Source organism: Janthinobacterium sp. GMG1 (genome assembly GCF_034427795.1).
In the GTDB taxonomy this organism is placed as follows: Bacteria; Pseudomonadota; Gammaproteobacteria; order Burkholderiales; family Burkholderiaceae_D; genus Janthinobacterium.
Genome location: NZ_JAXQNT010000009.1, coordinates 203,516 through 228,485, shown reverse-complemented (window position 1 = coordinate 228,485; position 24,970 = coordinate 203,516). Strand labels below are relative to the sequence as shown.

The window sequence follows — 24,970 nt, the reverse complement described above, 5'->3', positions numbered from 1 at the left end:
CGCGTCGTCCGCCTGCGCCGCAAGCGAGGCTGCCAGGGTGATGGCTGCTGCAACGGCCGCTGCCGCTGCCGCCACAACGGCGTCATGCGCTTTTTGCGCCGCCAGCTGGGCGACCGCTGCCCCTGCTGCCGTGGCGGCGACGTTGGCGTCGGCGGCGATGGCTGCGTTCAGCGCGAGTTGCGCATTGGCCGCTGCCGTGGCGGCCGCTGCCGCCGTGGCGTCGTCGGCCTGGGCATTGAGGGTGGCTGCCATGGAAGTGGCCGCCTGCGCCGCCGCCGCTGCCGCGGCGGCATCGGCATTCTGTGCCGCTACCGCCGCCGTATGTGCGGCAACCGCATTGGCGGCAGCGGTGGCAGCCGCCGCATCGTCGGCCTGCGCCGCCGCCAGCGCCGCATGGGCGGCTGCCGCATTTGCATTGGCTTGCGCCGCGTCATCGGCCGCACCCTGGGCGGCGAGGAGGAGATTCAGTTTCAGCGTCTTGTCATTGTCGGCATCCGTGGCGTTGATATCGGCCGTCACGGCTGCGGTCAGGTTGGCGATGGCCGCATTGAGCGCGGCATGGGCGTTGAGGGCTGCCGTGTCGGCCAGTTGCGCCGCCAGCGTGGCGGCAGCCGACAGTGCCGCCGTATGAGCGGCATTGGCGGCGGCATCGTCGGCGGCCAGCGCCGCGCTGGCCGCGGCCAGTGCATTGTTGGCTGCCGTTGCGAGCGCGGCCAGCCCTGCATCGGCCAGCAGCGCGGCATCGGCAATGAGCTGTGCCGCGGCCGCGGCCGCCGCCGTGCTGGCCGCCGTGGCGTCGTCTGCCGCGGCGGCATTGGCGGCGGCGAGCGAGGCGCTGGCCGTCAGTATCGCCGCGTTCAATGCCGTCGTGGCCGCATTCAGGGCCGTTTGTGCGTTGCTCGCCGCGGTGGCTGCCGCGCTGGCGAGACTGTCGTCGTTCAGGGCCTGGTTCAGCGCGGCCAGCGCGCTTGCCGCCGTCGCCGCCGTCGTGGTGACGGCGAGATCGGCGGCTTGCGCCGCTTGCGTGGCTGCCAGCGAGATGGACGCCGTGAGGGCGGCGGTGGCGGCGGCGATATCGTCCGCTTGCGCATGCTGTGTGGCGGCGGCAGAAATGGCGGCCACGGCGGCGGCGGCCGCGGCAGCCGTGTCGGCGGCGGTGGCTGCCACGGCGGCGGCCGTTGCATTGGTGGAGTTCAGCACTGCCGCAGCGGCGGCCGCATCGTCGGCCAGGGCCGCATTCAGGGAGGCCAGCGCGTTGGCGGCGATGGTGGCGGCGCTGGCGGCGGCGTTGTCGGCCAGTTGTGCAGCTTGCGCAGCTGCTTGCGAGACGTTGGCGACAGTGGCTGCCGTCGCCGCGGCCAGATCGTCGGCAATGGCGGTGGCGGTGGCCGCGCTCGCCGTGATGGCGGCAGCGGCCGTGGCGGCCGCGTTCGCATCCGCCTGCAAGGCTGCATTCAGGGCGGCCAGGGCATTGGCTGCCGTCGCTGCCGTCGCTGCGGCGGCGGTATCGGCTGCCTGCGCCGTCTGGGCCGCTGCCAGCGAGGTGGCTGCCACGCCGGCGGCGGTGGCCGCGAGCGTGTCGTCCAGTGCCGCCGCAGTGGCTGCCGCCTGGGAAGTCAGGGCCAGGGTGGCGGCGGCGGTGGCGGCATTGTCGGCCGCCAGTGCATTGTTCAGGGCGGTCAGGGATGCTGCCGCCGTGGCAGCCGTCGAGGCGGCAGCCGCGTCATCCGCCTGGGCCGATTGCGCCGCGGCGAGCGACAAGGATGCTGTGGTGGCGGCAACGGTGGCCGCCAGCGCCGCCACCAGATCTAAAGGATGGGCCTGCGAATACGCGGCCAGGGAAGCGGCATTCGCGGCATCGTTGTTGGCGACGGTGGTCAGTGCGGCGGCATCCGTCAAGGCGGCCTTGGTAGCCGCCACGGTGGCGGCCGTAACGTTGAGCGTGTGGGCCGTGCCCAGCAGGACGGCGTCGGTGAGGCCGGCGACGGCGGCGGCCGCCGTGGAGGCGGTGGCATTGACGGTCGCGACCAGGCCCAGCGCAACGGCGTCCGTCAGGTTGGCCGTCGTTTGCGCGGCGGTGGCGGCGGCCGCGTCGACGGTCGCCGTCAAGCCCAGGGCCACGGCGTCGGTCAGGGCAGCCGTGGCCGCTGCTGTGTTGGCGGCGGCGGTGGCGGCTGTCGAGACGGTGCCCAGCGCCACCGCATCGGTCAGGCTGGCAACGGCGGCAGCGGCACTGGCGGCCGTGTTGGCGGCCGTCGAGACGAGGCCCAGCGCCACGGCGTCGGTCAGGTTGGCTGTCGTTTGCAAGGCGGCGGCGGCAGTCGCGTCCGCCGTGGCGACGAGACCTAACGCCGTGGCGTCAGTCAGCGCGGCGGTGGCGGCTGCCGTATTGGCGGCCGTAGTGGCGGCGGTCGAGAGCGTGCCCAGGGCCACCGCATCGGTCAGGTTGGCAACATTCGTCGCCGTATTGGCGGCGGCGGCAGCGGCCGTGGCGAGCAGGCCCAGTGCGGCGGCATCCGTCAGGTTGGCTGTGGTCTGCAAGGCAGCCGCTGCGGCGGCGTCGGCCGTGGAAATGAGGCCCAATGCGGTGGCGTCCGTCAGTGCGGCCAGGCTGGCTGCCGAGGCGGCAACCAGGCCATCGGCGGTGGAAATGAGGCTCAGTGCGATGGCGTCCGTCTGGCCGGCCGTCGTCACGGCGGCGGCAGCGGCGGCATTCGCAGCCGACGATACCAGGCCCAGGGCGACGGCATCGGTCTGGTTGGCAACGAATTGTGCCGCGGTCAGCGCGTTTTGCGCCAGCGTATTGGCGGCCGTCAACGTGGTAACGGCGGCCTGGGCGGCCAGTTCAGCGGCGGCGTCGGCGGTGGACACGAGGCCCAGCGCGCCGGCATCGGTCAGCGCGGCAGTGGCGGCCGCGGTCGTGGCGGCGGCCTGTGCGGCAGCGGCGGCGCTGACGGCCGAGATATCGATCCCGCCGAGCCCGGCGGCTATTTCCGCCGCCGAGACGGCGGCGGCGGCGGTGGCTGCCAGTGCTACGGCGTCCGTCAGGTTGGCGGTGACTTGCAAGCCGGTCGCCGTCAGCGCATCGGCGGCGGAGGCCGCGGCCAGGAGGATGGCGTCCGTCAGGCTGGCATCGGCATCGGCGCCATCGGCATCGATCTGCAAGGCATTCACGGTGGCCGTCAGGTCGATCACGCTGGTTTGGCCAGCCGTGACGTTGGCGGCCAGGGCGGCGAGGTTGGCGAGATTGAATGCATTGAGCGCGACATTGACGTCCAGCAGGCTGGCTTGCGCATTGGCGGCATCGGCATCGGCATCGGCCTGGTCGGCTGCTTGCTGCAGGGCGACGACATCGGTCTGGTCGGCCACTGTTTGCGCATTGGCGGCATCGCTGGCGGCGGCTGCATCGGCTGCGGCCAGGGCGGCCGCATCCGTCTGGTTGGCCGTCGTTTGCGCTGCCAGCGCGGCGGCGGCATCGGCGTCGGAAATTACTTGCAGGGCGGCCGCGTCCGTCAATGCCGCTTGCGTGGCGGCGCCGGTGGCCGTGCTGGCTGCCGCATCGGCCGTGATTTGCAGTGCGGCCGCGTCGCTCAGGTTGGCAGTGACGATGGCATTCGCCGCGACGGTGGCGGCAAGGGCGGCGGCGGCGTCGAGCGCGGCGGCGTCGCTACTGGCGGCCAGGGCGGCGGCGGCGGCCGTGGCGGCGTCGGCATCGGAAATCAGGGCCAGTGCGGCCGCGTCGGTCAGGCCGGCCTCTAGTTGTGCTGCGTCCGCCGCGGCGGTGGCGGCGTCGGCGATCAGGCCCAGGGTGGGCGCGTCCGTCGTATTCGCTTGCGTCTGGGCATTGGCGGCCGCCGTGGCGGCGGCATCGGCGGCCGCTTGCAGGGCGACGGCGTCGGTGGCGTTGGCGATCGAGGCGTCCCAGGCGGCAACGCCGGCAGCAGCGTCCGCAGCCATGGTCAAGGCGACGGCGTCGGTGAGTCCCGCCTGCGTGGCGGCGGCGGTGGCCGCATTCGCGGCGGCGGTGGCGGCGATGCCCAGTGCCGCGGCATCGCTGGCGGCAGCGAGGGCAGCGGCATTTTGCGCGGCGGTCGTGGCGGCAGACGATGCCGCAGCCAGGGCGGCGGCATCGGTGGCGGCGGCCAGGCTGGCGGCCGCGGCGGCGCTGGCGGCATCCGCATCCGAGATGAGGGCCAGGGCATCGGCATCGGTAAAGCTGGCCTGGATTCCTGCGGCGACGGCGGCGTTGGCGGCGGCGGTTGCCGCCAGGTCCAGCGCGGCGGCGTCCGTGGCAGCTGCCAAGGCCGTGGCGGCAGCGGCAGCGGCGGCATCATTGGCCGAGATGACGCCAAGCGCCGCCGCATCGGTCAGCGCTGCCTGGGTGTTGGCTGCGGCGGCGACGACATCGGCTGCATCGGCGATAGCTTGCAGTGCCGGAGCGTTGGTCTGGTCCGCTTGCGTTTGTGCCGCATCGGCAGCGGCGTGCGCGGCGGCGGCGTCGGCGGCGGCCGTGGCGGCAGCCGCATCGGCATTTTGCGCCGATGTGGTGGCGGCCAAGGATGCGGCCGCGGTCGCGGCGGCGGCCGCGGCAGCGCTGTCGTCATTCGTGGCGGCGCTAGCGGCCGCTTGCGCGCCGGGGACAACAGCCGCCGTGCTGGCCGCCAGCATATCGTCGCTGGTGGCGTTATTGGCCGCGAGCAAGGCTGCTGCCGTCGCAGCTGCGGCCTGTGCCGCCAGTTGGTCGGCCAGGATGGCGGCATTCGCCGCTGCCAGCGAAGCTGCTGCCGTGGCTGCTGCCGCGGCGGCGCTGGCGTCATCGGCCAGGGCATTGTTGGCGGCGGCAATAGCTGCGGCGGCGGCAAGCACGGCCGCATCGGTGACGGTGGTGGTGGTGGATTGATTGCCCGTGCCACCCTGGCCGCCGGTCGAGCCACCCGTGCCGCCGGTGCCGCCCGTACCGCCAGTTCCCGTGCCGCCAGCTGCGGCGCCACCGCCGCCGCCGCCGCCTGCCGCGGCGGCTACCAGACCAAGGCCGCCAAGCGCGCCCAGTACGCCAAGTCCGCCCAACCCGCCTGCAGCGCCGGCACCCGCACCTGCACCTGCGCCAGCCGAAGCGCCGGCGACATCGACGACACTGCCGCTGGGGATGCCGGCGGCCCCGGCACCAGCGCCAGCGCCTGCGGCGCCACCGTTGTTATCGCTTTGCTGTGTGCCGGAATCGGCACCGCCGTTGCCAGCCTGGCCTGCGGCCGCACTGCCGCCACCGGCTGCCAAGGCTGCTGCTGCAGCCACCGCCGCGGCCGTGCCCAGGGCGGCGGCATTGCCGCTATCGGCGCTTCCCGTGACTTCCACGACATTTTCAGGCGGCATGGTCGCGCTGGCATCGGCCCCTTTGATCAGTTCGTCTTCGTCATACTGTTTGCGGTCGCCATTTTTTGGATTGACGGCTTTTTTTGCGGGCGTCGTGATCCTGGCGGCTGCGCCTTCGGCATTGACGGGAACTTGTGCTGGATTTTGGGTGGTGGCCATTTGAAAGTCTCCGGAAAAGGTTATGTACTCGTTCAATTTTCTAAAATAATAAAAATCAATAATCTGATTCGATTCCTTGCTTGCTCCGGCGAGGCTTGGGCCGTGGTCGAACTTGGGTGTTACCGATGTCGATAATGGCAAGTAAAACATAACTGGCAAAAAAACGCTGGTACAACAGAACACTTATTCGGAAATATTAAAAATGCCATTTTTATAGTTGTTTCATATGGCGTCATTTTTTTGTATTTTGTTTCTCTTGTAACTGGATCGCCAGGTGTGATTCACTCGCAGGGTGCGGTATTTGCATGCCCTTCATATCCGCTCCCACTGTGATGGTAGTTTCAATTTTGAAACTTTCAATTTCATTTTGATCACTTTGCATGACGCTATTCTGGCAAGCTTTGCTTTGGCTAATAATCACGAATTGTCACGAAATGGGGCTTTTGGGCTGAATCTGCCAACATGTGCCAGTGTTTCTGTGCCTTTTATCCAAAAAACATATCGCTATCGAATTGCTAGTTGTTGCTTTTTTGTGTGGTGATTATCAAATGTGATTGGGAATAAAATACGATAGAAATAATTATTTGTAATTATCATATCGATTTGTTACTATCGATTGGATAGCTGGCATTTAACAAGGAGGATTTTTGATAATAACTATCAGTAAGGTAGTTATTGTTTCAGCGACCTGAATAGGGCGCAAAATGGAAAACGCCCCGATGGGCGGGGCGTTTTTATGGGGAAGAGAACCTGCGCTGTCAGCCTTCCTCGCGCCAGCTGCGCAGGCGGATGGCGGCGTAAATCAGCGCCGCGCCTGCCGCCGCGCCCAGCCAGACGGCTGGCAAGGCCAGGCTGGACCAGGAATTGCTGAACACATCGATGCGCGTCATGTGCGATCCTCCCTCCGCCAGCGCGTGCATGCGCGGCAGCAGTTCCGGTTCGAACAGATACCAGCTGCCGGGGAGAGTGCCCAGCAGGGCGCGTCCGATGACATTCATCTGTATCCAGCTGAGATCGCTTTCCGTCTGCGTCAGCTTGCCTGCCCAGACTGTCAGGATAAGCAGCAGCAGCGGCACGCCGACGGCCCACAGGAAGACTTTCGACTTGGCCCAGCTCGATACCATCAGCAGCCAGCCCACCGTTGGCAAGGCCCACAGGCAATACACGGGCAGCAAGCCGAACACGCGCAGCGGTCCCAGGTACAGGCCGGAAGAGCCGAGCAGTTCGGCAAACACGTGGATGCCGTTGGCCGCCAGCACGCCGCTCAGGATCAGGATCAGGGCCAGCGAAGTCAGGCTGGCGGCAGCGGCCACGATCAGCGGCGCGACCAGCAGGGCGATGGCCGCTTTCGACAGCACCGTCTGCGCGTCCGAAATGGGCAGCGATTTCCAGAACAGCACGCTGCGGTCGCGGCGGTCGTCATGCAGGGCACTGAGGCAATAGAAGAACACGAGGAAGCCCAGCGCCAGGAACAGCGGCGCGGCCGCGTACGTATAGTTGTTGGCGACGGCGTCGATGATTTCCGTGCGGCGCGGCCCGAAGGTGCGGGTATTGAAGATGGTGCTCCAGGAAATTTCCTCGCCATTGACGATGAGCGCCGTGTGCATTTTGGTCCTTGCGACAGTCGCGGCCGCCATCAGGGCGCCCAGCACCGTCATGACGACGCCGATCAGGGCCGGCGTCCACACCAGCATGCCCTTGTGTTCCCACAACTCGCGCCGGAGCAGCCATTGCATCTTGTTTACAGGGGAAATACTCATTGGTACGATCCTTTCATGGTCGCGACAAACAGGTCAGCCAGGCTGGGCGTGCGTACTTCGCCGAGGGCGGCCAGCTGGGTGCGGGCGACGCCGTCGAACAGCATCACCGACTTGCCGAACACGCTGCGTTCGCTGATCGGCTGCAGGGCGCGCGCCGGATTGACGTGCTGCGGGCCCACCATCACCTCGATGTAGCGCTCGCCCACCTCTTCCATGCTCGACGCCAGCACGATCTGGCCGTCGCGAATGAACATCAGGTCGCTGAGGATGTGTTCCACTTCCTCGATCTGGTGCGTGGTAATGACGATGGTCTTGTTTTCATCGAAATAGTCTTCCAGCAGGTTTTGGTAGAACTGCTTGCGGTACAGGATGTCCAGGCCCAGGGTCGGCTCGTCGAGCACCAGCAGTTTGGCGTCGATGGCCATCACCAGTGCCAGGTGCAGCTGCACCACCATGCCCTTCGACATGGCCTTGACCTTCATCTTCGGCGACAGCTTGGTGTGGGCCAGGTAGCGTTCAGCCTTGCTGCGGTCGAAACGTGGATGCACGCCGGCAACGAAGTCGATGGCGTCGGCCACGCGCAGCCAGCTTGGCAGGATGGCCACGTCGGCGATGAAGCACACGTCTTCCATCAGCGCGTCGCGCTGCACGCGGGGATCGCGCCCCAGCACCGACAAGTCGCCATCGAAGCCCGTCAGGCCCAGGATGGCTTTCAGGGTGGTGGTCTTGCCGGAGCCGTTAGGCCCGATCAAGCCGACGATGCGCCCCGGCGCGATATCGAAACTGATGCCGGCGATGGCCACCTGCTTGCCATACTGCTTGCTCAGGCCGCGCGCGCTGATGACGCTGTCCTTGTTCAATGCATTCATGCGTTCTCTCCGTGTGCGCCGCCGTCGCGGCTCGCTTGCAATAGTTGATCGAGATCGAGGCCCAGGCGCGTGATGTGTTCCAGCAAGGCCGGCCATTCCTCGCGCAGGAAGCGCTCGCGTTCACTGGCCAGCAATTTGTCGCGGGCGCCTTCCAGTACATACATGCCGAGTCCTCTGCGTTTTTCTACCAGGGCATCGTCGACCAGTTCCTGATAGGCGCGCGAGACCGTGATGGGATTCAATTGATAATCGGCCGCCACCTGGCGCACCGAAGGCAAGGCGTCGCCGGATTGCAGCACGCCATCGAGCATCATGCCCACCACCCTGGCCTTGAGCTGCCGGTAGATGGGGCTATTGTCGTTCCATTCCGCGCTCATGGGATGCGCTCCGACAAGGGCGGGGCGGTGCGGCGCGTGAAAAATGCTGTAGGCATCGAAGCTCCGTGATGTATTGAGTTGGTGTTGTAGTTAACTATAACAGTGAAAATTCAAATGTCAACATATTCATGTTTTTATATCCACAAGGAAACTATAATGTTGCGTGTTTGAAAATCTTACTTGATAACTTTCGGCGTGCATGTCGCCACAACCATGAAAGCAGAAATGATAAATTGCTTTGGAGAAGTACAAAACCTGTTCAGGCGTGCCGGCTGCGGCGCCGCCTTGTTGGCGCTATTGAGTGCCTGTGGCGGCGGTTCCGGCGGCGGCTCGTCCACGCCGCCACCGACACCCGTGGCGCCGGTCGAGACGCCGCGCTATTTGCTGGGCGGCACGGTCAGCGGCCTGCTGCCTGGCGCCAGCGTCGTGCTGGCGAACGGCACGGATAAAGTGACCGTCACGGCCAACGGTCCGTTCAGCTTTGCCGGCAAGCTGGCGGCGGGCGCCAGTTATGAAGGCAAGATCGACAGCGCTTCCGCGGGCCTCGCTTGCAGCATCGCGCAAGGCGCGGCCACCATGGGCAGCGCGGACGTCAGCAACCTGGCCGTGCGTTGCCTGCCCATCGTGCTGGCCGGTGTGCAGGAGCGGATCCAGCGCGTTGATGGCATGGCGCAGGATGGCGTGGGCAATTATTACTTCGCCGATGCTTCCACGCAGGTGATCCACAAGCTGGCTCCTGACGGCAGCCTGAGTATCTACGCCGGCATGCCGGGCAAGGCTGGTGCCGTTGACGGGCCTGCCGCCAGCGCGACTTTTTACATGGGGGGCCGTGCACCGCTGGTGATCGACGGCAAGGGGAACCTGTATGTGGCCGAGACCTGCAATGGCCTGGTGCGCAAAATTACACCTGCCGGCGTGGTCAGTACACTGGCCGGCAAGCGCCGTGCCAATTGCAGTGCGACACCGGCAGAGCCGGATGGCGTGGCTGTGTATGCCGATGGGTCGGGGACGCAAGCCCGGTTTGGCGTGATCGCCAGCATGGTCATGGATCCGAACGGTGACTTGCTGCTCGTCGATGACGGACAGCTCCAGGTTCGCCGGGTGACGCCAGCTGGCGTGGTCAGTTCCTACATTGTCATGTTGGCCGAGCCGAATGGCCTGCCGCGCGCAGGACGAGTGAGCCAGATGGCAGTCGATGCCAACGGTGTCATTTACTTGAGCAACACTAACGGCAGCAAGATATATCGCCTTGATAATAATGGCGTGGCCTCCCTGGTTGCCGGAAATGCGAGGACGACCGGCTATGACGGCAAGGGCGTCAATGCCAGCTTCAAGGGCGTACGCGGCATGGTGTTCGAGCGTAGCGGCAATTTGTTGCTGGCCGACCGCGATGCCATCCGCCGCATGACGCCCGCTGGCGAGGTGACGACGGTGGTGGGGGGCGCGGTGCCTGACGCGACGGGGAAATCTGTCGATTGGAAAATCCTGGCCCAGATATCGATCGGGGATGCAGGCAACATGCTGGTCTTCGATGCCAGCCTGCTGCGCTTGAGCAGGGTGGATGCCGGCAACGGGATCGCGACTATTCCTCTCATGCTTAGCAGTATGGGGCCGGCGGACGGCGTGGGCGCCGCCGCCCGCGTGGGCAATGTCAAGGCCTCGGACATGTGCAGCGACCCAGCCGGGAATGTCTATCTGCTTGATGCGGCCAGCAAGGTGCTGCGCCGGCTGGCGCCAAATGGCAAGCTGGAAGTCTATGCGGGGATTGCCGGCCGCACCGGCAGCGACGATGGGGCGCGGCTCAGCGCCACCATGGCCGGCCCCGTGGCGATCGCTTGCGGTGCGGATGGCGCCGTGTATGTGGCGGACAAGGCGCTGAATTCCCCTTCATTTAATTTGCGCAAGATCAATGCTGACGGGATCATGTCCACCCTCGAGCCATTGCCAGCAGGCGGTTTTGTCCTTCAGCAGTATATCCTGGCGGTGGACAAGGATGGCTATATCACCTGGACGGAGGGTTCGGGCGGGGGGATTTATCGGCGCCCGCCCGGTGGCGTATTTTCCTTGTTTGTGTCCTATGATGCGCTCATGCGCTCCTTTAGCGACAGCGATTTCGGCTTGCAAGATATTCTGCCCTACAGCATGGTGTTTGACAGCAAAGGGGAGATGTATTTTGATGACTATTATCATCAAGTAATCTACAAGGTGAGCCGTTCCGGCGCCGTGACCGTATTTGCCGGCACCTTGTACTCGACTAAAAATGCCGATGGTGGGCCTGGCGTGGGCAGCCTGTCCTTTGCCGGCATGCCCAGCCTGGCCATCGACAAGGCCGACAACCTGTACCTGAGCGGCCAGGATGGCGTGCGCAAGATCGATACGGCCGGGGTCATTTCCTCACCGCAACTGGCATGGGGCAATCCCATCGTGGAGGTTCTGGCTTTTGGCAACGGTACCTTGTATGGCTATACCGCCCGCGCCATCGTCCAGATGCCCTTGCCTTAAATGGAGCGATGCGCAGGCGCGGCTGGCGCATCCGTCAGTCGCGCTTGCAAGTCCAGCGCATTGAACAGGGCGGCCCCGGCCGCCGTATTGTCGAAGATGCACCAGCTGTCCGCCTGAGCCGATGCGTGCAATTCGGCCGCCAGGGTCGCCAGATAGCTGGCCGGATAGTCCGAGTAGTAGATTGTCGGGCTGCCGTGCAGGCGCAGGTAGGCCGCTGCCGTCGTTGGCACGTGCGGCCCCGCTTGTCCCGCAGGCGGATCGGCGCGCACGCGGGTGATGCGCTGCATCCTCAATAGCTCGGTGGCGCCTGTATCGAACCAGCTGGGGTGGCGCGCCTCGCACGCGAGCATACCGTCGAAGCGCTGGCGCAGCGCATGGAAAAATGCGGCGGCCACGTCCGTTTCGAATCGCAGGCTCGGCGGCAGCTGCACCAGCACGTAGCCCAGTTTATTCCCCAGTTGCATGACTTCTCCCGCAAAACGATCCAACTCGGCCGCACAGTCGCGCAAACGCCGTTCGTGCGTGATGCTGCGCGGCAATTTCACGCTGAAGCGGAAGTGGTCGGGTACGCTGGCGGCCCAGCGCGCATAGGTGGCGCTCTGGTGCGGGCGGTAGAAGGAGCTGTTGATTTCCACGCAGGGCAAGACGCGCGCATAGCGCTGCAGGTGGCTGCCATCGAGGGGGAAGTGGCTGGCGGCGGTGCTGGAAATACTCCAGCCGGCCGTGCCGATGTAAACAGTGTGCATGGCGCCATTACAGCAGGGCCAGGCGGGCGCGGCTATCGGACAAACGCCCGTGCGGCGGTCGGCGCAGGCCTAGACCTGGTCGATGATGTCGCCGCTCAGATCGTGGCGCGTGATGTTGCCGCGCGCATCGATGGCGATCCAGCCGCCGCGCGGCTGTTGCGGCGGCGTCACGTCGCATTCCCAGTCGGGCAAGACATAGCGCAAGGTATCGTCGACTTTATGCAGGGCGGGGCGGTGCGTGTGGCCGTGGATCATGACGGTGCTGGCATGTTCGGCAAATACTTGCGCGACAGCATCGGGCGTGACATCCATGATGTCCATGGACTTTTCACCATTGTGCTCGCGGCTGCTCTTGCGCAAACCGTCGATGATGGCCTTGCGCTGCGCCAGCGGCATGGACAGGAACTGTTTTTGCCAGGCGGGCTGGCGCACCATGGCGCGAAACTCCATGTATTGCACGTCTTTCGTGCATTCGGCGTCGCCGTGCAGCAAGACGATGCGCTGGCCGGCTATCGTGGCCACATGCGGTTCGCTGAGCAGGGTAGCGCCGGCGGCGGCGGCAAAGCCGGAGCCGACGAGAAAGTCGCGGTTGCCGGCGATCCAGTAGACATGCACGCCCGCATCGCTGACGGCGCGGATGGCGGCCGTCATGCGCGCATTGAACGGGTCTTCCAGGTCATCGTCGCCGGCCCAGTATTCGAACAGGTCGCCTAATAGATACAGTGCTTGCGCATATTGCGCATGGTGTTCCAGGAAAGAAAGAAACGCCGCGCTGGTGCGCGGGTGCGAGCTCTGCAGATGCAGGTCGGAAATAAAGAGTGCGGCAGGCATTGTCATCGTTCAACGCTCCCAAAAAGTGATGTACATGGAGAGGCGCAAACGCGGCAATGCCTGTTATTCATGATGCCAGAGCCGAATTACGCGGCTTCTACTTTCTCGATGACAACGTCCGTCACTGGCACATCGGCGAACATGCCGGCGCGCGAGGTTTTCACGGCGCGGATGGCGTCGACGACTTCCTTGCCTTCGGTGACTTTACCGAATACGGCGTAGCCCCAGCCGTCCTGGCCTGGGTAGTCGAGGAAGCTGTTGTTCTTGATGTTGATGAAGAACTGGGCCGATGCCGAGTGCGGGTCCGACGTGCGGGCCATGGCCAGCGTGTACGTGTCGTTTTTCAGGCCGTTCTTGGCTTCGTTTTCCACGGTGGTGTCGGCTGGCTTTTGTTTCATGCCTGGCTCGAAACCGCCGCCCTGGATCATGAAGCCGTCGATGACGCGGTGGAAAATCGTGTTGTCGTAGTGACCGGCTTTCATGTAGGCCAGGAAGTTGGCAACCGTTTTTGGCGCTTTTTCGGCGTCCAGTTCAGCGGTGATCTTGCCCAGATTGGTGGTAATGATGACGGAGGTCATGATGATCCTTAATAAATTGGATGATAAATGATTCAACGGCCCGTGTCGTTCGGGGCCGTAAAAACGCTATTTTACAGTTTTGCGGGCGCTGTCTTGAGTAAAGTCGCCGATTCGATCACCACGGGGGTGACCGGCACGTTCTGGTGCGGGCCCTTGTCCGCCACGGGCACGGCCTTGATCTTGTCGACCACGTCCATGCCACTGACGACTTTGCCGAACACCGTGTAGCCGAAGCCGTCGCGGCCAGGGTAGTCGAGCGGGCCGTTGTCGTTGACGTTGATAAAGAATTGCGCGGTGGCCGAATGCGGGTCGCCCGTGCGCGCCATGGCGATGCTGTAAGTCACGTTTTGCAGGCCGTTTTGCGCTTCATTCTTGATCGGCGCTTTCGTCGGTTTCTGCTTCATGTTCTTGTCGAAGCCGCCGCCCTGTATCATGAAGCCGTCGATGACGCGGTGAAACACGGTGCCCTTGTAATAACCGCTGTTGACGTACTGCAGGAAATTGGCCACGCTTTTCGGCGCTTTTTCCTGATCCAGTTCCAGCACGATCTCGCCCATGCTGGTTTTCAGGGCCACGTGCGGCGTCGGGTCGAGGGCGGTCGCCGGAGCGGCTGCCACGACGGCGCTGCCCAGGGTCAGGCCGGCAAACAGGGTGCAAAAGCGGGCCAGGAAAGACAGGCGTTTCGATTTGATTTCTTGCATGAAGGCGTCCTTGATCGTTATTTTTCTTTAAACTTGCGTTGTTGCCAAAAGAAGTGAGTTTCGGTTGAACATCGTAAAAACCTGATTCATATCGGGCCAGTATGGTTTTTATCAATGTTATACTTGACCGCTAACGCCCTAATTCTAACAAACAAGAACAACAATATAGCGGGTCGACCAGTCTTCGGCGCACACGGCAGTTCTGTGGCGCGGCACCCCCGGTGTCCGCGCCTGTCTGTCGTTTTGCCAGGCTGGCGGCCGCTCCACTTGCAAAGCACGATGAGCAATCTAAAGATTTACAACACCCTGGCTCGCGAAAAGCAGGTATTCGTCCCGATGGAAGCGGGCAAGGTACGCATGTACGTGTGCGGCATGACCATCTACGATTATTGCCATATCGGCCATGCTCGCATGATGATGGCGTTCGACGTCATCTACCGCTGGCTGAAGGCGTCCGGCTTCGACGTCACCTATGTGCGCAACATTACGGACATCGACGACAAGATCATCCGCCGTGCCGTGGAAAACGGCGAGACGATTTCCCAGCTGACGACGCGTTTCACCCAGTACATGGATGAAGACACGGCCGCGCTGGGCATCCTGACGCCCGACCACACGCCCCGCGCCACCGAATACGTGCCGCAGATGCTGCGCCTGATCGAACAGCTGGAAGCGAAGGACCTGGCTTACCAGGGGGCGGATGGCGACGTCAATTATGCCGTGCGCAATTTCCCCCACTACGGCAAGCTGTCGGGCAAGTCGCTCGACGACCTGCGCGCGGGCGAGCGCGTCGACGTGAACACGGGCAAGCGCGATCCGCTCGACTTCGTGTTGTGGAAGTCGTCGAAGGATGCGGAACCGGAAGAAGTCAAATGGGATTCGAAGTGGGGCAAGGGCCGCCCGGGCTGGCATATCGAGTGCTCGGCCATGTCCTGCGCCTTGCTCGGTGAACAGTTCGACATCCATGGCGGCGGCGCGGACTTGCAATTCCCGCACCACGAAAACGAGATTGCCCAATCCGAAGGCGCGTTCGGCCATACCAGCGTGAATTACTGGATCCATAACGGCTTCGTGCGCCTGGACAATGAAAAAATGTCCAAGTCGCTCGGCAATTTCTTCACCATCCGCGAAGTGCTGCAAAAGTTCGATGCCGAAGTGATCCGCTTCTTCATCCTGCGCGCGCATTACCGCAGCCCCCTGAATTACTCGGATGTGCACCTCGATGACGCGCGCCTGTCCCTGACCCGCTTGTACACGGCGCTGGCCGACGTGGCGGTAGAAGAGGGCGCCATCGACTGGAGCGAAGCCCACGCCGTGCGCGTGCGTGAAGCGATGGACGACGATTTCAACACGCCGCTGGCCGTGGCTGCCCTGTTCGACCTGGCAACGGAAGTCAACAAGCACAAAACCCCAGCCCTGGCGCGTCAATTGAAGGGCCTGGCGGGCGTGTTCGGCTTGCTGGAACGCACGCCGCAGCAATTCCTGCAAGCAACCGTGGGCGCTGCCGCCGGCGGCCAGGACGAGGCTGCAGGCATCGAAGCGGCCATCGCGGCGCGCAGCGCGGCGAAGAAGGCGCGCGACTTTGCGCAGTCCGACAAGATCCGCGCTGAACTGTTGGCGGCGGGCATCATTCTTGAAGACAAGCCTGACGGCTCGACCAACTGGCGCCGCGCATGATGCCTACGTCCAGGGAAAACGGGGAAGCCCCCAAGGTGACGGACTTGGCGCAAGTGATCCAGGTGCCGCATTACTGGGAAGAGGCGAAGATCGAGCTGATGAAGCGCGACCGCATCATGAAAAAGCTCATCCCGCAATTTGGCGACCTGCACCTGGTCGGCCATAGCGATCCGTTTACTACCCTGGCCCGTTCGCTGGTGGGACAGCAGATCACGCCCAAGGCGGCGGATGCCGCCTGGAAAAAGCTGCTGCTGGCTTGCCCGAAATGCACGCCTACACAAGTCTTGAAGGCCGGCGCCGAGCAGCTGTCCGCCTGTGGTTTGTCCAAACGCAAGACCGAATACATCCTCGACCTGGCGGACCATTTCAAGGCCAAGCGCGTGCACGCGAGCCAGTGGGACCAGATGGATGACGAAGCTGTCATCGCCGAACTGGTGCAGATCCGCGGCATCGGCCGCTGGACAGCCGAGATGTTTCTGATATTTAATCTGCTCCGGCCGAATGTCTTGCCGCTCGACGACCCCGGTTTGATCCAGGGCATCAGCGTCAATTACTTCTCCGGCGAACCAGTTTCCCGCAGCGATGCGCGCGAGGTTTCCGCCAATTGGGAACCGTGGCGCACCGTGGCGACGTGGTATTTGTGGCGCAGTCTCGACCCTGCAGCCGTCCCTGCCGCACCCGATGCAGCCCCCGGCGCAGCAGCCGGTACGGTAAAATAAACATAGATGACGCCGCGCGCCCTGGCGCCGTGGCCGGTAAAACCTGGAGGTACAATGACTAAAACGACTTTCCTCAATTTTGAACAGCCGATCGCGGAACTCGATTCCAAGATCGAAGAGTTGCGCTTCGTGCAAGACGATTCGGCCGTCGACATCTCGGAAGAGATCGACCGCCTGGCCAAGAAGAGCCAGCAGCTGACCAAAGATATCTACGCCAAGCTGACGCCTTGGCAAGTGGCGCAGATCGCGCGCCACCCGCAGCGCCCGTACACCATGGATTACGTGAATGAAATCTTTACCGATTTCCACGAATTGCATGGCGACCGCAGCTACGCGGACGATTTGTCCGTCGTGGGCGGCCTGGCCCGCTTCAATGGCCAGCCGTGCATGGTCATCGGCCACCAGAAGGGCCGCGACACGAAAGAGCGCGCCATGCGCAATTTCGGCATGCCGAAGCCGGAAGGCTACCGCAAGGCCATGCGCCTGATGAAAGTGGCTGAAAAGTTCAACTTGCCCATCTTCACCTTCGTCGACACGCCAGGCGCCTTCCCCGGCATCGACGCGGAAGAGCGCGGCCAGTCGGAAGCCATCGGCCACAACCTGTACGTGATGGCCGAACTCAAAGTACCGCTGATCGCCACCATCATCGGCGAAGGCGGTTCCGGCGGCGCGCTGGCCATTGCCGTGGGTGACGCCGTGCTGATGCTGCAATACTCGACCTATGCCGTGATTTCGCCGGAAGGCTGCGCCTCGATCCTGTGGAAGAGCGCCGAGCGCGCCTCCGACGCGGCCGAAGCGCTGGGCCTCACCGCCCACCGCCTGAAAGCCATGGGCCTGATCGACAAGATCATCAACGAACCGCTGGGCGGCGCCCACCGCGATCCGAAACAGATGGCGACCTTGCTCAAACGCGCCCTGGCCGACACCCTGCGCCAGTTCCACGGCATGAAAACCAAGGACTTGCTGGCCGCGCGCCATGAAAAACTGCTGAGCTACGGCAAGTTCAAGGAAACCACGCCGAGCGAGTAAGCCAGCGCCGGCGCAGGCCGGCAGCAAGAACACCAGGGACAGGCAGCCAAGCGACACACTCGTTTGGCCACCTGTCCCTCTTTGCATTCCAGGAGTCTTATGAAAAAGCAACAAACCGCCACCGTCGCCGATATCTTCGCCAGCGCGCTGGAAACCTGCGGACCACAAGCCGGTGAGGCGGTCGGCATCGCCCTCAGCGGCGGCCTCGATTCCTCGGCCCTGCTGCACCTGGCGCATGCATGGGCGCAAGAGCATGGCGTGTTTCTTTACGCGTTTCACGTGCACCATGGCCTGAGCCCGAACGCGGATGCCTGGCTGGTCCACTGCGAGCAATTGTGCGCCGGCATGGGGATTGCCTTCGAGGCACGCCGTGTCACCCTGGAAAGGAATGCGAAGACGGGCACGGAAGAGGCGGCCCGCAAGCGCCGTTATGCGGCCCTGGGCGAGCTGTGCGCCGCGCACGGCGTGCGCCTGTTGCTCACTGCCCACCACCAGGATGACCAGGCGGAAACGGTGTTGCTGCAATTGCTGCGCGGCTCCGGCACGGCGGGCTTGTCCGGCATGGATGGGGCCAACAGCGCCCCCGAGCTGCTGGGCAATCCGGACCTGGTGATGGCGCGCCCTTTGCTGCCCGTATCGCGCAAACAGCTCGAAGCGTATGTGGCGAGCCATGCGATCGCGCACATCCACGACGAATCGAACGACGATCCCCGCTTCGCCCGCAATGCCTTGCGGCACCAGGTGATGCCCGTGCTGGCGCAGGCGTTTCCCGGTTTCCAGGAACGTTTCGCCCGCAGCGCCCAGCATGCGCAATCGGCGCAGCGCCTGCTGACGGAACTGGCGACGCAGGATCTGGCGGCCTGCCTCGATGGCGATTGCATCGAGCTGGCGAAATTGCGCGAGCTGAGCGCGGACCGCTGCTATAACCTGCTGCGCCACTGGTTTGGCACGCGCGGCTTGCGCATGCCGTCGACGGCGTGGCTGGCGGAAATGCTGGCGCAACTGCTGGAGGCGCGGCCCGATGCGCAATTGCTGGTGACGCACCCCGAATGCCATGTGCGGCGCCATCGCGACCGTTTATATCTGACGCCGAAGCTCGGCGATCTGGCCGGCATGCGCGACAAGAGCGACGCGGGCATTCCCGGCCTGGAAAAGGCCAGCCAGGAGTTCAAATGGCAGGGCGAGGCGAGCCTGGCCTTTCCCGCGTATGGCGGCGTGCTGCATTTCGATGCGGTGGAAGAGGGCGGCCAGGGTATCGATATTGCCTGGTTGCAATCTCAAACCTTGACGATCGACTTCCGCCAGGGCGGCGAGCGCTTGAAACTGGCCTTGAACCGTCCCACCAAGAGCTTGAAATACCACTACCAGGCGTTTGACGTACCCGCCTGGGAGCGCGAACGCCTGCCCCTTGTCTGTGCGGCGCAACAATTGCTGTTCGCGGCTGGTATTGGCCTCGATTGCCATTGCCTGAGTCTGCTGGATCGTCCCCGCGTCGCCTTGCGCTGGGTCTCCTGCTGAGCGCAGGGGCGGCAGCCACGGCCACTCTGGGGGTGGCCGCCAAGTGCCTGTTCAAGCCAGCTGGACTGCATGGATTGGTTATTTCCATATGCGCAATCGGTATGAGCTAATGCGCTTTTTAGCTTGTTATTTTGCATTGCGGCATGTAGAGTAAAGCCCTCCTTTTTTATTCTTCTTGAGCGGAAACTTCACTCTTATGGCTTTAATCGTCCACAAATATGGCGGTACGTCGATGGGCTCGACTGACCGTATCAAGAATGTCGCCAAGCGCGTTGCCAAGTGGCACGACGCTGGGCATCAAATCGTGGTGGTGCCATCCGCCATGTCGGGCGAAACCAACCGCCTGATTGGACTGGCCAAGGAAATCATGGATCAACCCGATCCCCGTGAACTTGACATGATCGCCTCGACAGGCGAACAAGTGTCCGTCGGCCTATTGTCGATGGCACTGCTGGCGATCGGCAAACAAGCCGTATCCTATGCTGGCTGGCAAGTCGCGATCAAGACCGATTCCGCCTTTACCAAGGCACGCATCCAGTCGATCGATGACGAAAAAGTCAAACGCGACCTCGATGCGGGCAAAATTGTCATCATTACCGGTTTCCAGGGCGTTGACGAACACGACAACATCGCGACCCTGGGCCGCGGCGGCTCCGACACCTCGGCCGTGGCGATCGCCGCCGCCATGAAGGCGGCCGAATGCCTGATCTTCACGGACGTCGACGGCGTCTACACGACCGACCCGCGCGTGGTCTCCGAGGCGCGCCGCCTGAAGACCATCACCTTTGAAGAAATGCTGGAACTGGCTTCGCTGGGTTCCAAAGTGCTGCAAACGCGTTCGGTGGAATTTGCCGGCAACTACCGCGTGCCCACGCGCGTGCTGTCGTCGCTGACCGACCCGATGTTGCCGCTGGAAATAGAAGCCAATTCAGGCACCCTGATTTCGTTTGAGGAAGATACAAACATGGAACAAGCAGTCATCTCCGGCATCGCCTTCAACCGCGATGAAGCCAAAATCACCGTGCTCGGCGTGCCCGACCGCCCAGGCGTGGCGTACCACATCCTGGGACCGGTGGCGGACGCGAACATCGAGGTCGACATGATCATACAGAATCAGTCGGTCGACGGTAAAACGGACTTCACCTTCACCGTCTCGCGCGGCGAATATACGCGCGCGCTGGCCGTGCTGGAAGCGAACCGCGAATCGCTGGGCGCGGCCAGCATCACGGGCGACGCGAAAGTGTCGAAACTGTCCGTCGTCGGCGTGGGCATGCGCAGCCACGTGGGCGTCGCCTCGCAAATGTTCCGCACCCTGTCGGAAGAGGGCATCAACATCATGATGATCTCCACTTCCGAGATCAAGATCTCCGTGCTGATCGATGAAAAGTACATGGAACTGGCCGTGCGCGCGCTGCATAAAGCGTTCGAGCTGGAAAAAGCTTAAATATCCAAAAATATTGCCCCACGCCCTTGACCAAAGGGGGGGCAATCGATATTATGACGTTCGTCGCTGCAGCGCAGTTAGCTACAGAGACATAGTTGAGTAATCAGCTAGGAGACGTGGCCGAGTGGCCGAAGGCACATCCCTGCTAAGGATGCATACGGCTTATACCTGTATCGTGGGTTCGAATCCCACCGTCTCCGCCAGTATTTTTAAAAACCCGCTTCGGCGGGTTTTTTCATTTCCGCCTTGCGGAGACGAGCAAAGCGCCTGCGCGCTTTGCGTGTGGGATTCGAAGCTTCGCGCCTGCAGGCGCGAGGCGCTCCGAATCGCCCAATCAGGCACTAACTGCCAGCTTCCCCGCCGGCCCCTGACCGCAATCCCCCTCAGCAATAAAAACAACAAGTGACTTAGTGTGAGTATTGACTCTTTGTCATTATGGATAATAGCAATGTTACTAATAAAAACTACGCATGCCCAGCCATGCTTCCATTGCCGAGTCCAATCAAGGAGTTGTCATGTCCAATCGCCTTCCCCGCAGCTACGTGTCGCTGTGCCTGGCCGCCATGCCGTTCGCCTGCGGCGCCGTCTTCGCCGCGGAAACCACGGTCAATCTGAATCTTGACCTGAACCTGAAGTCCGTGCCCAAACTCGAGCTGCGCCTGCTGCAGGAGCCGCCGAAGCTGAAGGCCCGCGCCAGGCCCGCCAACCGCGCGGCAAGCAAGCGCGACGAGTATGAAAAGTCGTACGACCTGTACATCCGCTATGCCAACGGCAGCATCTATAACCCGACCACGGCCAAGCATGACAAGGTACGCCTGCGTTCCTACCAGCAGACGAGCAACCTGGCGCTCGATGGCCGTGACGAGAATGCGGCCACCTTCATGGCGCCCACGGTGGTGATGGCGCCGGGGCAAACCGTGCGCTTCAAGCTGCATAACCAGTTGCCGCGGCTGTCGGCCGAGCAGTGCGCGACGAGCGATACGAATGCGCCGCGTCCGCGCGGCTGCTTCAACGACACCAATCTGCATTCGCATGGCTTGTGGGTCTCGCCTTCGGGCAATAGCGACAACGTGCTGATCTCGATCAAGCCGGAGGTGGATTTCGAGTATGAATACAATATTCCCATCGACCACCCGGCCGGCACGTTCTGGTATCACCCGCACCAGCATGGCGCGACGGCGATGCAGGTGGCCAGCGGCATGGCCGGCGCGCTGGTGGTGGAAGGCGACCGCTATCCGACCGCCACCGCGCAGGGCGACCTCGATGTGATGCTGAAACAATTCCAGCCCGACGATGGCAGCGGCAGCGCCGGCGAAGTGATGCTGTTGCAGCAAATTCCGTATGACTGCCCCAGCAACAGCCTGGTGCCGACGATACCGTGCGAAAAGGATGCCGTGGGCGTGCTCGAGGATTTCAATCAGGTCAAGGATCCGGATGCCTGGCTGATGTCGGGCCGCTACACCTCCGTCAACGGCAAGGTGCAGCCGGTGCTGAACATGGCCACGCAGCGCCTGTACCGCTGGCGCATGATCGATACGGGCTTCCAGGCGTCCGTCGTGTTGCGCATCCGGCGCGCGAACGATCCGCAAAAGCTGTTCCAGGCGCTCGGCGTGGCGAACCAGGACAAGGACGTGATGGCGTTGTGCGATGGCGAGGATGTCACGCAATTCGAGGTGGCCGGCGACGGCTTGACGCACGACAAGATCATTGCCAAGACCCTCAACTACCTGCAGCCGGGCTACCGCAGCGACATCCTGTTTTCGCTGCCGAAAGCCGGCGCGTATTGCGTCTATGCGGAAACCAACGTCAATAACCTGACGACGATGCATGACGTCAACAACACGCGCCTGATCAGCGTGATCGCCGCCAAGACCAACGCCAAGGCGTCTGCCCGCGCGAAGGCGGGCGAGTCGCCGCGCGATTTCTTGCTGGCCGAGTTGCGCAACGCCGTCAAGCGCCTGCCCAGCGCCCGGTTGCCGGACAGCGTCAAGAGCACCATTCTCAGCGACCTGGAGAATGGCCTCAAGCTCGGCAAGTTTGTGCCGCACGCCAGCTTCAGCGAGGCGGCAAAGGAGGCCATGCGCGGCAAGAAGAAGGAGTATGCGACCTTCAATATCGCCGAGCTGGGGGGCAAGTTCCGTTTCATGGTGGAAGGCAAGCCGGAAGACTCGCCGACACCTGATCTGAAGTATGTCTATGATCCGCACCGCGTGGATCACACGCTGGTGCTGGGTACCGAGCAGATGTGGGAACTGGCGTCCAAGAAGGGCAACCATCCCTTCCATATCCACGTCAATCCCTTCCAGGTCGTCAGCGTCGTTCGGACCGACGGCGGCAAGGTGGATCAGCAATACCAGGACTTGATCGGCACCTGGAAAGACACCTTGCTGGTGATAAAGGACCACAAGATCGAGATTGCCACGCGTTATCAGCGCTACATCGGCGAATACGTGCTGCATTGCCACATCCTCGAGCATGAAGACCAGGGCATGATGCAGAACGTCAAGGTGGTACTGCCGGATGGCAAGGGTGGCGGCGACATGGGCGGACACGGACACTGACCGTTCCAGGCGGGAGCGCGCCCGGCGCGCTGCCGCCTCTCCCCACCTGCCTCCGGAGCAACTACCCATGTCAAGCATGAAAACTGCACTCCTTCCCCTCCTGGCCGGCCTGCTGTGCGCAGGTGTCTGCACCTCGGGGCAATCGCAGGCCGCCGTATCGTGTCGCCCGGAATTGCTGGCGCAAGCGGAGCCGGGCGGCGCCCGCGTCGTGCGCTACCGCAAGAATATCGATGCACTGACTCCGGCCGAGCTTGACGCCTTCAAGCATGCGGTGAGCGAAATGAAACGCAAGAGCCAGGAAAACGTGTATGACCGGCGCGGCTTCCTGTGGCAGGCCTGGGTGCATAACTGCACCTCCGTCGACGTCTTCAATGACCGCCAGGCGGCCTTGCCTGGCGACAGGCTGAAAAAGCTGCTGGGCGATCCGACGCGCAACAGCTGCGACGTCGCCTATTTCCTCGACAAGGTGGCGACCGAAGACAACGCCCACGAGGAGTTTCCCGGCGAGTGCGAGCACCAGAAAAACACCTTCCTGCAATGGCACCGGGCGCAGCTGTATTTTTATGAGCAAGTCTTGCAGGCAGCCGACCCGAACGGCGAGCGGGGACCCAGTACGCGCAATGTCACGCTGCCGTACTGGAACTTCACCCGCAAGCCTTCCGGCGTGCGCTATCCGAAAGCCTTCGAGGACGTCGATTCGCCGCTGTACGACGCCACGCGCAACAAGGAGGGGCTCGACAGCTCGCTGGCCACGGCTTCGCCCAACTTGCTGGCCTATCAGATCTATTACATGGAGTGGGCCGATTTCGGCGGCGACGAATACGGCAGCTTGGGCGGCGGCAACCTGGAAACAAAAATCCACAATCGCATGCACGCCACCTACATGGGCGGCAACATGGGCGACAACGTCACGGCCGGCCTCGATCCGCTGTTCTATGCCTTCCATAATTTCCTCGATTACAGTTTCGAGAAATGGCTCGACGAGCATGGCGATGCCGGCATACGCGGCAGCGGGCGCACGGCGTTCATGCGCAGCGAGCAGGACGCCAGCCTGCCCCGACCCGTCGGCTGGAGCGCCGGCAGCGGCGACGCCCAGCGCGGTGATTCGGGCGACTACACGGCCAACATGGGCCAGGCGGAACTGTATTTCGACACCCTGCGGCAGGGCTATGGCTTCCAGCCGCGCTATGGCGGCGAGTTTGCCCGCAAGACGGATATCCAGGCCCTGATCGACCGGCACCAGCAGGCGGGTTTTGTGTTTGGCGACAACCAGAAAAGCCTGTTCGCCGCCTTGCTCAGCGACGATGCGGCCGATGGCGCGGTCGCCAGGCCCGATCTCACCGTGACCAGCGCCTACCAGATCCCGGCGCGGCGGGTGGCCAGCGACAAGCGGGCCAACATGGTGCTGGATCGCGCGCATGCGGATGAAGACTACAGTTTTCAGGCCGATATCTACCTGCATCCCGCCAACGTGGCCGCGCGCATCGGCGACAAGTCGTTCCGCGACCGCTACCTGGTCACCAGCACCAGCCACTGGGCCTTGTCCGGCCATCATCAGCACGACAAATATGTCATCGAAACGGATATCACCGGCATCGTCGACAGTCTCGTACCCAGGAAGCGCAGGCAGGCCTGGCGCATCACGGCAGCCATCACCACCAATGACAAGGGGCGTGGCCTGATACGGCAAGGCGATTTCTCCACGCCCGTGATCCAGCTCGTCGACCGCCGAAAACCGGCCGAACCCACGTATGAGGAGAGCAAGCCATGAGCGAACGGACCAGCTTCAAGCGCGATGTGCAGGGCCTGTTTTCCCGCTATGTAGCCGACATGAACAAGGTCAAGCTGTCGAACCCCGCGTCGACGGGCGTGCAGCGGCTGTATCTGAACGACTATGCGAGCGTGAAGGCGTTTGCCTGGCAAATCCAGGTGGCCATCCACGGTTACGACTATGACAGCCGCAACGAAAAATGGCTGGTGCCGGCCGGGCACCGCCTGCGCAAGCCGGGCGCAGGGGAGGGCCAGTATGTCATGTCTGCACCGCACCCGATGCCGCCTGACGGCCCGATGCCGCAGGAGGGCATCGATATCTTCGACCAGTGGGTCCGGGACGGCATGCCGCCGTGATG

At 63.2% G+C, this 24,970-nt stretch carries 18 protein-coding genes and 1 tRNA gene; 10 read left to right on the top strand and 9 right to left on the bottom strand.

Features of this window, described 5'->3' with window-relative positions:
* From SJI03_RS22555 to SJI03_RS22535, 5 genes are all read right to left on the bottom strand, one after another.
* Positions 1 to 5,529 (bottom strand): hypothetical protein (locus SJI03_RS22555; RefSeq protein ID WP_322428658.1); only part of this gene is annotated, 5,529 nt, incomplete at its 3' end.
* 232 nt (positions 5,530 to 5,761) lie between these two features.
* Positions 5,762 to 5,911 (bottom strand): hypothetical protein, encoded by a 150-nt coding sequence (locus SJI03_RS22550; RefSeq protein WP_322428657.1) that lies wholly within the window; start codon positions 5,909 to 5,911, stop codon positions 5,762 to 5,764.
* Positions 5,912 to 6,287: 376 nt separating this feature from the next.
* Positions 6,288 to 7,289, bottom strand: coding sequence for a hypothetical protein (locus SJI03_RS22545; protein ID WP_322428656.1), 1,002 nt, complete (start codon positions 7,287 to 7,289; stop codon positions 6,288 to 6,290).
* On the bottom strand, positions 7,286 to 8,158 hold the full coding sequence (locus SJI03_RS22540) for an ABC transporter ATP-binding protein (protein WP_322428655.1): 873 nt from the start codon (positions 8,156 to 8,158) through the stop codon (positions 7,286 to 7,288). Before SJI03_RS22540 ends, SJI03_RS22545 begins: the two co-directional genes overlap by 4 nt.
* Positions 8,155 to 8,535 carry a GntR family transcriptional regulator gene (locus SJI03_RS22535; RefSeq protein ID WP_077402228.1) on the bottom strand — a complete coding sequence of 127 codons (381 nt, stop codon included), beginning with the start codon at positions 8,533 to 8,535 and terminating at the stop codon, positions 8,155 to 8,157. The genes SJI03_RS22540 and SJI03_RS22535 overlap by 4 nt, the downstream gene beginning before the upstream one ends.
* A gap of 225 nt (positions 8,536 to 8,760) precedes the next feature.
* On the opposite strand from SJI03_RS22535, the gene SJI03_RS22530 reads away from it, so the two are divergent.
* Positions 8,761 to 11,037 carry a hypothetical protein gene (locus SJI03_RS22530; protein ID WP_322428654.1) on the top strand — a complete coding sequence of 759 codons (2,277 nt, stop codon included), beginning with the start codon at positions 8,761 to 8,763 and terminating at the stop codon, positions 11,035 to 11,037.
* On the opposite strand, the gene SJI03_RS22525 is transcribed toward SJI03_RS22530, so the two are convergent.
* The 4 genes from SJI03_RS22525 to SJI03_RS22510 all read right to left on the bottom strand — a co-directional run bounded on the left by SJI03_RS22525 (position 11,034) and on the right by SJI03_RS22510 (position 13,893).
* A complete protein-coding gene (locus tag SJI03_RS22525; RefSeq protein WP_322428653.1) occupies positions 11,034 to 11,783 on the bottom strand; it encodes a DUF72 domain-containing protein in 750 nt (249 codons plus the stop codon). The two genes, SJI03_RS22530 and SJI03_RS22525, sit on opposite strands and share 4 nt — an antisense overlap.
* Positions 11,784 to 11,852: 69 nt before the next feature.
* Positions 11,853 to 12,614, bottom strand: coding sequence for a UDP-2,3-diacylglucosamine diphosphatase (locus SJI03_RS22520; protein WP_322428652.1), 762 nt, complete (start codon positions 12,612 to 12,614; stop codon positions 11,853 to 11,855).
* A gap of 86 nt (positions 12,615 to 12,700) precedes the next feature.
* A complete protein-coding gene (locus SJI03_RS22515) occupies positions 12,701 to 13,192 on the bottom strand; it encodes a peptidylprolyl isomerase (RefSeq protein WP_099380648.1) in 492 nt (163 codons plus the stop codon).
* A 71-nt stretch (positions 13,193 to 13,263) separates the two neighbouring features.
* Positions 13,264 to 13,893, bottom strand: coding sequence for a peptidylprolyl isomerase (locus tag SJI03_RS22510; protein ID WP_099380647.1), 630 nt, complete (start codon positions 13,891 to 13,893; stop codon positions 13,264 to 13,266).
* Between the two features lie 279 nt (positions 13,894 to 14,172).
* On the opposite strand from SJI03_RS22510, the gene cysS reads away from it, so the two are divergent.
* The 9 genes from cysS to SJI03_RS22465 all read left to right on the top strand — a co-directional run bounded on the left by cysS (position 14,173) and on the right by SJI03_RS22465 (position 24,968).
* Positions 14,173 to 15,570: a cysteine--tRNA ligase gene (gene cysS, locus SJI03_RS22505; RefSeq protein ID WP_322428651.1), complete on the top strand. Its 1,398-nt coding sequence runs from the start codon at positions 14,173 to 14,175 to the stop codon at positions 15,568 to 15,570.
* The gene (locus tag SJI03_RS22500; RefSeq protein ID WP_233516363.1) at positions 15,570 to 16,289 is read left to right on the top strand and encodes a DNA-3-methyladenine glycosylase family protein; all 720 of its coding nucleotides are present in this window, start codon (positions 15,570 to 15,572) and stop codon (positions 16,287 to 16,289) included. Before cysS ends, SJI03_RS22500 begins: the two co-directional genes overlap by 1 nt.
* Before the next feature lie 54 nt (positions 16,290 to 16,343).
* Entirely contained in the window at positions 16,344 to 17,318 is a 975-nt protein-coding gene (locus SJI03_RS22495) for an acetyl-CoA carboxylase carboxyltransferase subunit alpha (protein ID WP_034756951.1), read from the top strand.
* 99 nt (positions 17,319 to 17,417) lie between these two features.
* Entirely contained in the window at positions 17,418 to 18,836 is a 1,419-nt protein-coding gene (gene tilS, locus SJI03_RS22490; RefSeq protein ID WP_322428650.1) for a tRNA lysidine(34) synthetase TilS, read from the top strand.
* Between the two features lie 196 nt (positions 18,837 to 19,032).
* The gene (locus tag SJI03_RS22485) at positions 19,033 to 20,280 is read left to right on the top strand and encodes an aspartate kinase (protein WP_035817435.1); all 1,248 of its coding nucleotides are present in this window, start codon (positions 19,033 to 19,035) and stop codon (positions 20,278 to 20,280) included.
* Positions 20,281 to 20,390: 110 nt separating this feature from the next.
* Positions 20,391 to 20,483, top strand: a tRNA-Ser gene (locus SJI03_RS22480).
* A 312-nt stretch (positions 20,484 to 20,795) separates the two neighbouring features.
* Entirely contained in the window at positions 20,796 to 22,841 is a 2,046-nt protein-coding gene (locus SJI03_RS22475; protein WP_322428649.1) for a multicopper oxidase family protein, read from the top strand.
* A 76-nt stretch (positions 22,842 to 22,917) separates the two neighbouring features.
* Positions 22,918 to 24,612 (top strand): tyrosinase family protein, encoded by a 1,695-nt coding sequence (locus tag SJI03_RS22470; RefSeq protein ID WP_322428648.1) that lies wholly within the window; start codon positions 22,918 to 22,920, stop codon positions 24,610 to 24,612.
* Positions 24,609 to 24,968: a hypothetical protein gene (locus tag SJI03_RS22465; RefSeq protein ID WP_099380642.1), complete on the top strand. Its 360-nt coding sequence runs from the start codon at positions 24,609 to 24,611 to the stop codon at positions 24,966 to 24,968. The genes SJI03_RS22470 and SJI03_RS22465 overlap by 4 nt, the downstream gene beginning before the upstream one ends.
* Positions 24,969 to 24,970 lie beyond the last annotated feature (2 nt).